Origin of the sequence: Xaviernesmea oryzae (assembly GCF_900109605.1) — a bacterium.
In the GTDB taxonomy this organism is placed as follows: Bacteria; Pseudomonadota; Alphaproteobacteria; order Rhizobiales; family Rhizobiaceae; genus Xaviernesmea; species Xaviernesmea oryzae.
Window position 1 is genome coordinate 40,973 of the sequence record NZ_FOAM01000008.1, and the last position, 14,555, is coordinate 55,527.

General features: G+C 62.9%; 12 protein-coding genes and 1 tRNA gene. 8 read left to right on the top strand and 5 right to left on the bottom strand.

Annotated features, from left to right (window positions below):
* Positions 1-227: 227 nt before the first annotated feature.
* The 3 genes from BMX61_RS11775 to BMX61_RS11785 form a co-directional block, all read right to left on the bottom strand.
* Positions 228-566, bottom strand: coding sequence for a hypothetical protein (locus BMX61_RS11775; protein WP_139311779.1), 339 nt, complete (start codon positions 564-566; stop codon positions 228-230).
* A gap of 186 nt (positions 567-752) precedes the next feature.
* Positions 753-828: transfer RNA gene (locus BMX61_RS11780), tRNA-Thr, on the bottom strand.
* 164 nt (positions 829-992) lie between these two features.
* Positions 993-1,976: an NAD(P)H-dependent flavin oxidoreductase gene (locus tag BMX61_RS11785; protein ID WP_075629522.1), complete on the bottom strand. Its 984-nt coding sequence runs from the start codon at positions 1,974-1,976 to the stop codon at positions 993-995.
* A gap of 225 nt (positions 1,977-2,201) precedes the next feature.
* Here BMX61_RS11785 and BMX61_RS11790 point away from each other — a divergent pair, with 225 nt between their 5' ends.
* Positions 2,202-3,599 (top strand): hypothetical protein, encoded by a 1,398-nt coding sequence (locus tag BMX61_RS11790; RefSeq protein WP_075629521.1) that lies wholly within the window; start codon positions 2,202-2,204, stop codon positions 3,597-3,599.
* Positions 3,600-3,627: 28 nt separating this feature from the next.
* Here the strand turns inward: BMX61_RS11790 and ppk2 are convergent, their stop codons facing one another.
* A complete protein-coding gene (ppk2, locus tag BMX61_RS11795) occupies positions 3,628-4,512 on the bottom strand; it encodes a polyphosphate kinase 2 (protein WP_075629520.1) in 885 nt (294 codons plus the stop codon).
* 348 nt (positions 4,513-4,860) lie between these two features.
* Between ppk2 and phoR the strand changes: the two genes are divergently transcribed.
* The 7 genes from phoR to phoB all read left to right on the top strand — a co-directional run bounded on the left by phoR (position 4,861) and on the right by phoB (position 13,339).
* A complete protein-coding gene (phoR, locus tag BMX61_RS11800) occupies positions 4,861-6,141 on the top strand; it encodes a phosphate regulon sensor histidine kinase PhoR (RefSeq protein ID WP_092742690.1) in 1,281 nt (426 codons plus the stop codon).
* A gap of 198 nt (positions 6,142-6,339) precedes the next feature.
* The gene (locus tag BMX61_RS11805) at positions 6,340-7,374 is read left to right on the top strand and encodes a substrate-binding domain-containing protein (RefSeq protein WP_075629519.1); all 1,035 of its coding nucleotides are present in this window, start codon (positions 6,340-6,342) and stop codon (positions 7,372-7,374) included.
* A 430-nt stretch (positions 7,375-7,804) separates the two neighbouring features.
* The gene (gene pstC / locus BMX61_RS11810) at positions 7,805-9,289 is read left to right on the top strand and encodes a phosphate ABC transporter permease subunit PstC (protein ID WP_075629599.1); all 1,485 of its coding nucleotides are present in this window, start codon (positions 7,805-7,807) and stop codon (positions 9,287-9,289) included.
* Positions 9,286-10,608, top strand: a complete 1,323-nt coding sequence (gene pstA / locus BMX61_RS11815) for a phosphate ABC transporter permease PstA (protein ID WP_075629518.1) — start codon at positions 9,286-9,288, stop codon at positions 10,606-10,608. Before pstC ends, pstA begins: the two co-directional genes overlap by 4 nt.
* Positions 10,609-10,622: 14 nt before the next feature.
* Positions 10,623-11,438, top strand: coding sequence for a phosphate ABC transporter ATP-binding protein PstB (pstB, locus tag BMX61_RS11820; protein WP_075629517.1), 816 nt, complete (start codon positions 10,623-10,625; stop codon positions 11,436-11,438).
* 44 nt (positions 11,439-11,482) lie between these two features.
* A complete protein-coding gene (gene phoU, locus BMX61_RS11825; RefSeq protein WP_075629516.1) occupies positions 11,483-12,193 on the top strand; it encodes a phosphate signaling complex protein PhoU in 711 nt (236 codons plus the stop codon).
* A 462-nt stretch (positions 12,194-12,655) separates the two neighbouring features.
* Entirely contained in the window at positions 12,656-13,339 is a 684-nt protein-coding gene (phoB, locus tag BMX61_RS11830; protein WP_075629515.1) for a phosphate regulon transcriptional regulator PhoB, read from the top strand.
* A gap of 570 nt (positions 13,340-13,909) precedes the next feature.
* Here the strand turns inward: phoB and BMX61_RS11840 are convergent.
* On the bottom strand, positions 13,910-14,455 hold the full coding sequence (locus BMX61_RS11840; protein ID WP_075629598.1) for a GcrA family cell cycle regulator: 546 nt from the start codon (positions 14,453-14,455) through the stop codon (positions 13,910-13,912).
* Positions 14,456-14,555: the final 100 nt, after the last annotated feature.

Here is a 14,555-nt window from a genome sequence, read left to right on the forward strand (position 1 = left end):
CTCCCGCCTTCTTGTCCGGCGCAAAGGCGGCCGGAACGGCTGTCATGAAATGGCAACCGTCGCAAGGGCTGATTGTTCCGTGGGAAGAGACGTTAGATGGCGGTCGCAGCATCGCGCAGGCAGACGGAAAATGTCCGTTGCCGACCGTCAAGACCACAGAAGGTCAGCTTAAAGGAGCGCTGGAAGGCGCGGGGCTGTCGGGATGCTGGCGTTCGGCACGGCCGCCGTTATCGCCCCTGAATCATCTTGACCATCTCGGGTGTGATCCGGCCTTGCTCAAGCTTCACGAGATCAGAATATTGCAGACGTCTTGACCGGATGGCTTCGACGATACGGCTGCAAGCGAGGCGGGGCGCACGCTTCTCCGACGTGTCCATAAGAATTGCCCCGGCCTTGAGGTCCTTCGCACTCGAGAGTTTTTTCACACATGCGCTAAGAGCATATTGCCGAGCCTTTTCACTGCCGCGAAGAACCTCTCTAGCGGCCAGAAATCGTTCCTGGCTCGGTGCGCACCCGGCGATGATCGACAGGGCGGTGAAGAGGGCAATCGCGGCATACGGCTTCATGGCGATCTCCAAGCGCTTCGATCGCTTGTAATTAGATCGTTTTTATTTAGAAATTATGAAAACCGCATCGACATGCGCGGTCGGACGTTGCAGTCACGCGCTAAGACGACCAGAACAGGCCATAAACGCGTCTCGGGAACGCCCCCGGAACGCCGGGAATGTGAGTGGTCTTAAGTGCTTGAAAAATGGTGCCGCTTACGTGACTCGAACACGTGACCCCATCATTACGAATGATGTGCTCTACCGACTGAGCTAAAGCGGCCCTCGCGAAACAGGCGCCGTCAAAGCGGCGCGAGCGCGGTGTGAGGGGGCTGATACAGGCAAAGGCGGGGGATTTCAAGCGGGGAGTTGCGGTGGCGGTGAAAAAGACGCGACAATGACGCTGCGGTCATCTCCTCCTCGCAACTTGTCCCGCCCTCCGATGGCTCATTTCGCTGTCGATAGCGCGGTCAGGCGGGTGCGTGCGGCGGCATATTCTTCGGCAAGACGCGCGACGAGATCTTCGACCGGCTGGACGGATTTGACCGCGCCGATGCCCTGGCCGCAGCCCCAGATGTCCTTCCACGCCTTGGCGCCGTCGCCGGATGGCGCCGTCCGGTCGAGGTCGAGGCTTGCCGGGCCGGGTGGTGGGAGATTGTCGGGATCAAGACCGGCCTTGACGATCGAAGGCCGCAGATAATTGCCGGGAATGCCCGTGAAAGATGGGGAATAGAGAATGTCGGACGCACCGCTGTCGACGATCATGGCCTTATAGGCCTCGCTGGCACGTGCCTCCGTGGTGGCGATGAAGGGCGAGCCGATATAGGCCATATCGGCGCCCATGGCCTGGGCGGCGAGAATGGCGCTGCCGGTGGCAATCGCGCCGGAGAGCAGCAGCGGCCCGTCGAACCAGGCGCGAATTTCCTGGATGAGCGCGAAGGGCGAAAGCGTGCCCGCATGGCCGCCGGCGCCCGCCGCCACCGCGATCAGCCCGTCGGCGCCCTTGGAGATCGCCGAGCGCGCGTGCCGGTCGTTGATGACGTCGTGCAGCACGATGCCACCATAGGAATGGACGGCCGCATTGACCTCCGGCACCGCGCCGAGCGACGAGATCACCACCGGAACCTTGTACTTCACGCAGAGCGCCAGATCATGCTCCAGCCGCCTGTTGGAGCGGTGGACGATCTGGTTCACCGCGAAAGGAGCGGAGAGACGATCCGGATGGTCACGGTCATGGGCGCAAAGCGCGCCGGTGATTTCGTCCAGCCATTCGTCCAGTTGCGATTCCGGCCTTGCATTGAGCGCCGGAAAGGCGCCGATCACGCCGGCCTTGCATTGTGCGATGGTCAGGGCCGGATGGGAAATGATGAAGAGCGGCGCCCCGATGACGGGCAGTCTCAGGCGATCGGCAAGCACGGCGGGAAGCGGCATTGGCGGGCTCCATCGGGCGGGAAGGCAAAAATTGACGTTTGCGTAAACGTAAGATATCCGCAGCGGGCTTTGCTTGGCAAGATGCCGGCTGCGGCCTGCCGAGGCTTGCGGATCGAAGCGCCAGATTGTACCGAGACGAGAGCGGCCTTTTCCTCTGCCCGTGATACAAGGCTGGAGGATGGGCTGCAGGTCGCACGGACGGCATGGCGTGGAAGGATCGAAGGCGTGAGCGGACTGGAGACGGCAATACGGGAAGCGCTTTCGCGCTCTGACCGTCGCAGCCCCGAAACGCGCGCCCGGATCTATCAATCCGCCCGCAATGCGCTGGAAGCGGGCCTGCGCAAGCAGAATGTCACCGATCCCAAGCTGGTAGAACAGCAGCGCCATCGCCTCGAGGCCGCGATCCACGCGATCGAGCGCGATGAGCGGTTGAACCTCACGGCCGAGATCTTTGGCCAGCCGGCAGCAGGCGCCGGGTCGCAGAGTCCGCCTGTAACGCCGGCGAAGCTTGGGCCGCACCTCTCCACGCCTGCATCGGGCTCTCCCTCCATGTCGTCGTCCGATGGCAGTCTGGAGGGTCTGCGCGCCGAACGTGGCCGTGCGAGCCAAGCGCCGCGCCCGCAGGATGACGATGCTGCTTTCCACCAGGCGCCTGACGATTTCGACATGCGCGCCGAGGCTGACGATCATGACGTCGGCGCCGTCGATGGCCATGCCGAGCCATCGGACTGGGCACGGCCGGGTCAGGTGTCACCTGTTTCGCGTGCGGATGAGCGCACGGCGTCAAGATCGCCTGAGCCCGCCCGTCCGACACGCCGCGGCCGCGCGGCCGCTGGCCCGCAGGAGCCGAGCTTTGCCGAACTGGACGAGGACATGGTGCTGTCGCAGCAGGATCGGGCTGTGGCCGAACGCCTGCTGGCGCCGGAGCCCGCCCCGATCGGCCCGCTCAGCCGGCGCGCGGAGCGGCCCCGCCGCCGACGCCGCAGCCGCTTCTTTTCCTTTCTTCTCGTGCTGGTGACGCTCGTCTGCACCTTCGGTCTGGCTGGCTGGTGGGCGGTCAATGGCGGCCTGATGAAGGCGGCGCGCGAAGGCGTGATCGGCCAGATCTCCGTGCGTGGCGATGATTACGACCCATCCAAGGGGCTGCGCCAGCTCAACGACAAATCCGGTTTTTCCGCAGCCTGGCAAACGCTGTTCGCACCTGATCAGGCCGCCCATGGCGTCAGCGCCAATCCGCGCGCGGTGGCGGCCTCCGTCAGCGATGAGGGCGGCCAGAGGCTGCGCATCACCTCCTCCTCGCCCGATGCCGATGGCGCCGTTGCGATTGCCGTGCCGGTGGATATCCTGCGCGACCTCGCGGGCAAGACCGTTACGCTCGCCGTCACCGTCCAGGCCGATCGGGGCTCGACCACGCAATTCTCCGTGGAGTGCGATTTCGGTCCGCTCGGCAATTGCGGCCGCCATCGCTTCACCGTCAACGACGAGCGCACCGACCTGCTGTTCAAGACCACAATCTCCGCACGCGCCCCCACTGCCGCCGGCCGCATCCTGATCAACAGCGACGTAACCGGCAGCGGCCTCGGCCTCAATCTCTATGCCGTGCGCGTGATGGCGGACCAGTAAGCCGACAAGCCTGCTGGTGCGAAGTGCCTCATAAGGTCTTCAGGAAGGTCTCGCCGTCCATCAGGATCCTGTCATCGATCTTGCCGATGGCGTCCTTGTCCTTGCCGTCATACTCCATGGCCTTTAGCACATGGCGGATCAGTTCCAGCCGCGCGCGCCGCTTGTCATTGGCGCGGATCACGGTCCAGGGCGCCTTGTCCGTATGCGTCTCCTTCAGCATGCGGTCGCGCTTGTCGCTGTAATCCTGCCATTTGTTCAGCGCGGCAATATCCATCGGCGAAAGCTTCCAGATCTTGAGCGGGTCATGCCGCCGGTCGTGGAAGCGCTTCAGCTGCATCTCCTGGCCAATGTCGAGATAGAATTTGAAGAGCAGAATGCCCTCGTCCACCAGCATGGATTCGAGCTTCGGCGCCTGGCGCAGGAAGGCCTCGTACTCCGCCGGTGTGCAGAAACCCATCACCGGCTCGACCCCGGCGCGATTGTACCAGGAACGGTCGTAGAGCACGAATTCGCCGGCGGAAGGAAAGGTCGCGACGTAGCGCTGAAAATACCATTGGCCGCGCTCGGTCTCTCCGGGTTTCGACAAAGCGACGATGCGGGCTGAGCGGGGATTCATATAGGCGCGCATGGCCTGGATGGCGCCGCCCTTGCCGGCCGCGTCCCGCCCTTCGAAGAGCGCGATGACACGCTTGCCGGTGTCCTGCATCCAGAGCTGGACCTTGACCAGCTCCACCTGCAGCGCCTGGAGCGCCTCGTCATAGCTGTCGCTGTCGAGCTTGTGCTCATAGGGAAAATCGCCTGAGGTTAGCGCGTGCTTGTCCACCCAATCCGGCAGCTTCGGATCGTCGATGTCGAAGCGACGCGGCGTCTTGCTGACGAGCAGGTCGACGGGCTTGGAATCGGTAAGCGGCATGAAATCCTCATCTGACGGCGATTGGCGGGTGGGGCGGCGAGAGGCTCTTCTGCGCCGCGCTTTAGGCCAGGGCTGTGCGGCGGCGCGCACATGCGCCCTCCCTTGCGCACTTATGGCGTCTGGCGGCGCAGGCAAGGGCGCTCAAAGCCTGTGAAGGCCGGCATTGCCCGTACGAATGATTGTAAAAGGGCGGGTTTAAGATAGTCATCGTGACCAATGTGTCATGAAAGCCGGCTATGGAAGCCACGAGCTTCTCGACATGGATGCAGGACGGCCTTTGCGCGGCGCGCAAGGCCGGGGGGTCGAGGGCGCGAGAGGCACCGGCCTGGCCGTGTGGAGGGAATGATGATGCCGCAGGAAGCCGAGCTGGAACAGGTCATCGCGCGCAAGCGGCAGGGGCGCTTGGCAGCACTCTCCGGCGAAGGCTGGAGCCTGACCCTGTCGCTCTTGTTCTGCGGCCTGCTCCTTGCCTTCAGCTTTCCCGCCGTGCCGGTCGTCGGCTTCTGGCTGGTCTTCCTTCTGTTCCTCTGGTGGGGGCCGCCATTGCCGCGCACCGCCGAGGACAGCCCGCAGGCGCAGGATCGCGATGAGGCGGATGGCGAGCCCGCTGTTGCCTTCGATCCGCTGGCCGCCGCGTTCGACGCCCTGGACATGCCGGTCCTCGTGATCTCCCGAAGCCAGCAGGTGGTTTTCCAGAATCAGGCCGCCGAAACGATCTTCGGCGTCATCCCGCCCATGACGGATCTCGCGGCAAGGCTGCGCTCGCCTGCCATTCTCGATCTCATGCGCGAGACGATCGCCACGGGCCGGCCGAACCAGATCGAGCATTCGCAGCATCTGCCGGCCGAGGCCGTCTATATTCTCCGCGCCGCACCGGTCATGGCGGCGGAAGCGGCGGCGCCGCCGCTTTTCGTCTTGTCTTTCCGCGATATTTCCCAGACACGGCGCATCGAACGCATGCGCTCCGACTTCGTCGCCAATGCCAGCCATGAGTTGCGCACGCCGCTGGCCTCGCTGCGCGGCTTCATCGAAACCCTGCTCGGGCCCGCACGCAACGATCCGCAGGCTCATGCCCGCTTCCTCGGCATCATGCTGGAGCAGACAAACCGCATGAGCCGGCTGATCGACGATCTCCTGTCGCTGTCGCGCCTCGAGCTGAAGGCGCATATCGCGCCGGACCAGGCGGTCGATCTGGCGCCGCTGCTGGGTCATGTCCGTGACGCCCTCCTGCCGCTGGCCGGCGAACTGGATGTCGAGGTCGACCTCATCCTCCCGCCGACGCCGGTGATCGTGCGCGGGGATGGCGACGAGCTCATCCAGGTCTTCCAGAACCTCGTCGAAAATGCCTGCAAATATGGCCAGGAAGGCAAGCGCGTCGAAGTGCGCCTGACGGGCGGAGACGGGCGGCCGGTCGAGGTGGCGGTCGAGGATTGGGGGCCGGGCATGGCTGCCGAGCATGTCCCGCGCGTCACCGAACGGTTCTACCGGGTCAATGTCGAAGCCAGCCGCTCGAAGAAGGGTACGGGCTTGGGCCTTGCTATCGTCAAGCACATCCTGACCCGGCACCGCGCCAGGCTGATCATCCAGTCCGAACTGGGGCAGGGGACGATCTTCACCGTGCGTTTTTGACAGGATTGTCGTTCTCAATCCGCATCAGAATAAAAAATAGAACATTTTCAGATATTTATGGTGTCATAAAACTTTTGCGAAACTGACATAAAAGCTCGGGCTATCGGGGTCTAATCAACGGACGGCCGATGATGACGGCGCCCGCAAGCGCTTTTCTATAGGCGCTTCAACCAAGCCCTTATTTGGGAGAATTCATAGATGACGTCCTTCAAGCTCACCCTGGCGACCCTCGTCGCCTCCGTCGCGATTGCCGGCGCGGCTGCTGCACGCGACCAGATCCAGATCTCCGGTTCTTCCACCGTTCTGCCCTATGCCAAGATCGTTGCCGAAACCTTTGGCGAGACCTTCCCGAACTTCAAGACCCCGGTCGTCGAGTCCGGCGGCACCGGCGCTGGTCTGAAGGAATTCTGCAAGGGCGTCGGCGCCGACACGATCGACATCGCCAATGCCTCGCGCAAGATCAAGGACAGCGAGCTGGACACCTGCAAGAAGGCCGGCGTGACCGAAGTCGAGGAAATCAAGATCGGCTATGACGGCATCGTCTTTGCGACCGACGCCGGCAACCCGGATCTGAAGCTGACGCCGAAGGATCTCTACCTCGGCCTCGCCGCCGAGATCGTCAAGGACGGCAAGCTGGTTGCCAACCCCTACAAGAAGTGGTCGGAAATCAATCCGTCGCTGCCCGACGCCACCATCGCCGCCTATATCCCGGGCGAAAAGCACGGCACCCGCGAAGTCTTCGAAGAGAAGGTCCTGCATGCCGGCTGCGCCGACACTGGCGCAGAGAAGGCCATCAAGGAAACGATCAAGGACGAGAAGGAACAGGCGCGCAAGTGCATCGCCGTTCGCAAGGACGGTCTGGCTGTCGACATCGACGGTGACTACAGCGAAACGCTCGCCCGTATCGCCGCCAACAAGTCCGGCATCGGCGTCTTCGGCCTGTCCTTCTATGAAAACAACGCCGACAAGCTGAAGGTCGCGACCGTCAACGACGTCGTTCCCTCCACCGAAACGGTCGCCTCCGGCAAATATCCGGTTTCCCGTCCGCTGTTCTTCTACGTCAAGAAGGCACATCTGGGCGTGATCCCCGGCCTGAAGGAATATGTCGAGTTCTTCCTCGACGACCAGATGATCGGCCCCGATAGCCCGCTCGCCGCCTATGGCCTGGTGTCCGCTCCGGACGCCGAGCGCGAAGCCGGCCGCAAGGCTTTTGCCGACGGCAAGACCCTCTGATCTAGCTGTGCTCGGCGCCTTCGGGCGTATCGACAAGCGATGCCGGGTGGTTCTTCCGCCCGACATCCGCTCAGGCGGAAATCCGCCATGCATGGCGCTCGGCCTGCCTTCGATCGCGGTAGGGCAGGCATCATGCGATCTCGCTGTTGACGCGGCACCGGCCGTTTCATAAGCGATGATGCAGGAATAGTCGTCGTTCGTTCTGCCCGTCTTGAGGCCGTCCAGGCGGAACGCCTCAGGTCTTGGCGGACAGATTGCGTAGGGCCGGTCGGTGTGGGGAAGCTGGCTGTTTTGCCGGACTGTCGTCCACTGCGCCCTGGCAATGCGAGGGCATTCGCACGGAAAGATGATGCTGCGCAGGGCAGGCCTGCCGCGGCAATACGGGACAGCAGCCTTCGGACATCGAACGGCGCGAGGGGACCGCTTCAAGATGAGCGCATCGTTTCTTTTTCTTCTTGTTCTACTGATAGGCTTCGGCGCCTATTTCATGGCGCATTCGCGCGCGGTGGCTGCTGCCGGCGGGCGATCCGTTTCGCTGCACTCGCTGCCCGGCTATCACGGCGCTTACGCGGCAATCTGGGCCATTCTGCCCGCCGCTCTGATTTTGGCCATCTGGAGCGCGGTCGCGCCCTCGGTGATCGAACGCGACGTGCGCTTCTCGCTGCCGACAGAGGTTCTGCAGCAGGGCGCGGCCCCGGTGGAGCTGGCCATGGGCCAGGTGCGCTCCGTGGCGCGCGGCCTGCCGCTGCTCAGCGACACCGAGCGCTCGGCGCTGGAGACGGGGACGCTTGACGTGCGCGCTGCACTGGCTGCCAAGGGCGTGGCCCTGGCTGGCGATACGCAGCCCTACATGATCAAGTCCGCCCAGATGCTGAACAGCCTGTCGGCCACAAGCAGCCTGGCCATGACCGCCGTTGTTCTCGTGGTTTCGGTCCTCGGCGTGTTTCTGTCCCTCCGCTCGGTCTCCTTGCGTTTTCGGGCGCGCAACCGCGTCGAGCGGATCATCCTGTTCGCGCTGGTGCTGGCCTCATCCATCGCCATCCTGACGACCATCGGCATCGTCGGGTCGATGCTGTCGGAAGCCATCCGCTTCTTCCAGTCGGTTTCGCCCGCCAGCTTCTTCTTCGGCACGGTCTGGGATCCGCGCTTCGCCGCTGCCGGCAGCACGGCCAGCGCCGGTCAGTTCGGTCTGCTGCCACTGCTTTCGGGCACGCTCTACATCGCCTTCGTGGCCATGCTCTTTGCCGTGCCGGTCGGGCTCTTTGCCGCGATCTACATGTCGGAATATGCAAGCCCGCATGTGCGCGCCGTGGCCAAGCCGTTGCTTGAAATCCTGGCCGGCATTCCCACCATCGTCTACGGCTTCTTCGCGCTCGTTACTGTCGGTCCCTTCCTTCGGGATATCTCGGCCGAGCTGAACGGGCTGGTCACGGGCAATTACACCAACTTCATCCAGGCGCAGAGCGTCCTCACCGCCGGCATCGTCATGGGCATCATGCTGATCCCCTTCGTGTCTTCGCTGTCGGATGACATCATCACCCAGGTGCCACGCTCGCTGCGGGACGGTTCGCTGGGTCTGGGCGCGACCCGCTCGGAAACGATCAAGCGTGTCGTCCTGCCGGCCGCCTTGCCCGGGATCGTCGGTGCGCTGCTGCTGACAGCCTCCCGCGCCGTGGGTGAAACCATGATCGTCGTGCTTGCCGCCGGCGTGGCCGCGCGCATGCAGCTCAACCCCTTCGAGCCGATGACGACCGTGACCGTCAAGATCGTCAACCAGCTGACCGGTGACCTCGAATTCACCTCGCCGCAGACGCTGGTGGCCTTCGCGCTTGGCATCACGCTCTTCACCATCACGCTCTGCCTCAACATCTACGCGCTCTATATCGTGCGCAAATACCGGGAACAGTACGAATGAGCGACGTCACCTCATCCGCTTTCCAGGCGCAGGCTTCGGCCCGGCCCGGCCGCCGCGATATCGGCATTGCCAAACGCTATGCCGCAGAGCGCCGGTTCCGCGCCTATGGCGTGGCCGCCATCCTGACCGGCGTGTTCTTCCTGGCCGTGCTGCTGTGGACCGTCGTGTCGAATGGCTACACCGCCTTCCTGCAGACGACCATCACCTTGCCGATCACCTTCTCGGAAAAGGTGATCGACCCGAAGAACGAGCGGGCCGACAATCCGCAGAAGCTGATGGCGGCCAACTATCCGCTGCTGGTGCGTGACGCGCTGATCCAGGAGCTGGGCATCGACGCCAATGACCGCGCCAAGGTGAAGCTCGCCACGGACATGATCTCGGCCAGCGCCCGCACCCAGCTGCGCGACATCGTCGTGGCCAATCCGCAGGTGATCGGCCAGACCTTGCCGGTCGCCATTCTTGCCGAAGGCAATATCGACTCGGCCAACAAGGGCCAGATCGACCTGAAGGCCGACGAGGCCAACCGCAAGGTGAAGAACCAGCAGCTCGCCTGGATGGACCAGCTGCGCGAGAAGGGCGCGCTGACCAAGCAGTTCAATACCGGCCTCTTCACCTTCGGCGCATCCAGCCGTCCCGAAGCCGCCGGCATCGGCGTGGCCGCGCTCGGTTCCTTCTACATGATGCTGATCGTTCTGGTCCTGGCCCTGCCGATCGGCGTCGCCGCGTCGATCTATCTGGAAGAATTCGCACCGAAGAACAGGTTCACCGACCTGATCGAGGTCAATATCAACAATCTCGCGGCCGTGCCCTCGATCGTCTATGGTCTCCTGGGCCTGGCGATCTTCATCAACTTCGCCGGCCTGCCACGCTCGGCGTCGCTGGTCGGTGGCCTGGTGCTGACGCTGATGACGCTGCCGACGATCATCATCGCCACCCGTGCGGCACTGAAGGCCGTGCCGCCGTCGATCCGCGCGGCTGCTCTCGGTCTCGGTGCTTCGAAGATGCAGACTATCTTCCACCATGTGCTGCCGCTTGCCATGCCGGGCATTCTCACCGGCACGATCATCGGCCTCGCCCATGCGCTGGGCGAAACCGCGCCGCTCCTGCTGATCGGCATGGTGGCCTTCGTGGTCGATTATCCGGGTTCGCCGCTCGAGCCTTCCACCGCGCTTCCGGTGCAGATCTACATGTGGGCAAACGAGGCGGAGCGCGCCTTTGTCGAGCGTACCTCCGGGGCCATCATGGTGCTCCTGGTGTTCCTGATCGTGATGAACCTCGGCGCGATCCTGTTGCGCCGGCGCTTCGAGCGCCGCTGGTAGAAGGATAGAAGGCCATGAACATGATGACGGAAGCTGCAGTCGAAAAGGCGCTTGATCAGAAAATGAATGCTGTCCCCTACAAGATGATCGGCAAGGACGTCTCGGTCTTCTACGGCGAGAAGCGCGCGCTTTTCGACGTCAACCTGAACATCCGCGAGAACACGGTCACCGCGTTGATCGGCCCCTCCGGCTGTGGCAAGTCGACCTTCCTGCGCACGCTCAACCGGATGAACGACACGATCGACCATTGCCGCGTCACCGGCAAGATCACGCTCGACACCGATGACATCTACGATCCGCAGATCGACGTGGTGGAGCTGCGCGCTCGTGTCGGCATGGTGTTCCAGAAGCCGAACCCTTTTCCCAAGACGATCTGGGAAAATGTCGCCTACGGACCGAAGATCCACGGCCTCGCCCGCAGCAGGGCCGATCTCGACACCATCGTCGAGCAGAGCCTGCAGAAGGCCGGCCTGTTCAACGAGGTGAAGGATCGTCTGCATGAGGCCGGCACCGGCCTGTCCGGCGGCCAGCAGCAGCGTCTGTGCATCGCACGTGCCATCGCCGTCAGCCCGGAAGTGATCCTGATGGACGAGCCCTGCTCGGCGCTCGATCCGATCGCCACCGCCAAGGTCGAGGAGCTGATCCACGAGCTGCGCGCCAATTTCACCATCGTCATCGTCACGCATTCGATGCAGCAGGCGGCTCGCGTCTCGCAGCGCACCGCCATGTTCCACCTTGGCCATCTGGTCGAGGAGAATGACACCGACAAGATGTTCACCAATCCGGATGACCAGCGGACGCAGGACTACATCATGGGTCGCTTCGGCTGAGGCCTGCGCCCTGCCGTTGTCCGTATCGCGAGGAAAGAACGAACATGTCCAATCACATCGTTTCCGTCTATGACGAAGACCTGAAATATCTGTCGCGCCGCATTTCCGAAATGGGCGGCCTGGCGGAGCAGATGGTGGCGGAGTCCGTCCGCGCGCTCGTCAATGCCGATCTCGGCCTGGCCCAGAAGGTCATCTCCGACGACGTGCTGCTTGATGAGGCAGAACGCCAGATCGGCGAGAAGGCGATCGTCACTATCGCCAAGCGCCAGCCCATGGCTGCCGACCTGCGCGAGATCATGGGCTCGATCCGGATCGCCGCCGATCTCGAGCGTGTCGGCGACCTCGGCAAGAACACGGCCAAACGCGTGATCGCTGTGGCCAGCACCAGCCTGCCGCGGCAGCTGGCGCGTGGCCTGGAGCATCTGGCCGAGCTTGCCTTGACCCAGCTCAAGGAAGTGCTCGATGTCTATGCCTCCCGCTCGCCGGAAAAGGCCAACAGCATTCGCGAGCGCGACGAGGAGATCGACGCGATCTATACCTCGCTGTTCCGCGAACTCTTGACCTACATGATGGAAGATCCGCGCAACATCACCTCCTGCACGCATCTTCTCTTCTGCGCCAAGAACATCGAGCGCATCGGCGATCACGCGACCAACATTGCCGAGACGATCTACTACATGGCGACGGGTTCCCAGCTCGTTGGCGAGCGTCCGAAGGACGATTCGTCCAACACCGTCGGCGCCGTCAACGGCTGAGACAGCAAGGCAGCCGGCCGCCCAATGGCGGCCGGTCGCACTCTTGCCAGGGCCTGTTTCCGTAACCGGCGAAATAGCGTGCGAGCCGTGTGTCTTGTCTGCGTTGGTCTGTTCCGTGTGAGCGTGGCAGATCGCTGTCGATGGCCACTGGAATGCACCTGTTTTGCCGGCTTATCTCTCAGCGGCTGAGCTGTTCGCGCCGATGGGCAAGGTTGGGGAAGGGTTCCCCACGCGCGGCGCGGGCGGCAGGCTCCGCGGACATGGATGCGAAAGAGACGGCCGAATAGGCGGAGTGCACGTCATGAACAATAGCCGGCTCATGATCTGGTGCGGATCTGCAGACGCGCTCTTCCTGCCGTGCCGAGGGTCACCTGTCCGGTCCTGCAAATGAGAAATTGCGCTTTGCTGCTCGTGAAGAGCGCGCAACAGGCGAAAAATATGCGACTTTCGGAGTGACATGCCATGGTGCCAAGAATTGCCGTTGTCGAAGATGAAGAGGCTCTGAGCGTTCTTCTGCGCTACAATCTCGAAGCGGAAGGCTTTGAAGTCGATGCCATCCTGCGCGGCGATGAGGCCGAAATCCGCCTGCAGGAGCGTCTGCCAGACCTTCTCATTCTTGACTGGATGCTTCCCGGCGTCTCCGGCATCGAACTGTGCCGGCGCCTACGCCAGCGGCCTGAAACGGAACGCCTGCCCATCATCATGCTGACCGCGCGCGGTGAGGAAAGCGAGCGCGTTCGGGGTCTGGCAACCGGCGCAGACGATTATGTCGTCAAGCCGTTCTCGACACCGGAGCTGATGGCCCGCGTCAAGGCCATGCTACGTCGCGCCAAGCCGGAGGTGCTCTCGACGCTGTTGAAATGCGGCGATATCGAGCTTGATCGCGAAACCCATCGCGTTCATCGCAAGAGCCGCGAAGTCCGGCTCGGCCCGACCGAATTTCGCCTGCTCGAATTCTTCATGTCCTCTCCCGGCCGGGTCTTCTCGCGCTCCCAGCTTCTCGATGGTGTTTGGGGCCATGATATCTATGTGGACGAGCGCACGGTCGACGTGCATGTCGGGCGCCTGCGCAAGGCCCTGAACTTCGCCAATATGCAGGATGTGATCCGCACTGTGCGTGGCGCAGGCTATTCCCTCGAGGGATAGGCGGCGTTGCCAGAGGCTCGTCCACTTTGGCTGAAGGGCTGTCATTCGCTGGGTAGGGCATAATGCCAGCTCGTTGAATGGGCCTGTCATCCGGACGATGATGCATGGCAACCCAATCGGTTTGAAAGATCTCCGGGTTGTGATAGACTTCTGATTTAGGAGGAGGTGAGACGACTTTCTCTCCGGTGGGAGCCGGGCTTTCGCCCGACCCCCGTTTTACTAGAAGCTGAATGTCAGGGTTAGCCTGCAAGCCTTTAACCTGACCGTCAGCATTAGCCGGAATTTCAATCGTCTCACCTCATTTCTTTCGCCGCATCCAGTTGACGCGGCAAAGATGGTTTGACCCGATTTGGCAGGGTAAGCAAGACAATCCGAATAAGATGATATTCGAGGAGGGGGCGGCGCCCGATCCCCTTGTTGTGCAGGTGTTTCTTGATCATCTGCGTCAGGACGCGGCGCCACTGCTCCGTTGCTGGCCTGACGTCCGGCTCTTCGTACAGCCAGGCACAAAAAAGCCGCCGATCTCGCAGGAGATCAGCGGCTTTTGCAGGTCTGGACCTTAAAGCGTTATCAGCGCATGCGGCGGCGCTCGGCCGAAGGCTGGTAAGCCAGGCGGGCGTGATAGGTGCAATAGGGCGAGTTTTCATTGCAGTCATTGCCGCAAAAGTGAAAGTCGTCCTTCATCGGATCGCCGACAGGCCATTTGCAAGTGCGGTCGGTCAGCTGGGTCAGCGCCAGCTTGCGCGTCATCGGCACGACGACGTTGCCCGATGTGGCGGTAACCGGGGAGGTTTCTTCCGCGGGCACCGGTGCGCCGCCATCCTTCATCACGGCGACATCGTTCGGGCGCATGGTGGTGCGCGGCAGAATCCGCGGCGCTTCGGCCTGAGGACGCTGCGGTGCTGGAGCGGGTGTCGCAGGACGTTTCGGGCGGGCATTGGCCGCCGCAGGGGCGGAGCCGCCGGCTTTGGCGCGGCCTGGAAGAGAGAGACGATGAACCTTGCCAATCACCGCATTTCGGCTGACACCGCCGAGTTGTGCGGCGATCTGGCTCGCGCTCAAGCCTTCGGACCAGAGTTTTTTGAGCTTTTCGACTCTCTCATCGGTCCAATTCATGCTCTCGTCTCCATTTCGGGCGCTGAAGTTGACGGAATCCGTCATCCCAGGCCCGGCTGTTCTTCCGGGGCCTTGAGCGCCGCAACTGTTTTGGTGACTA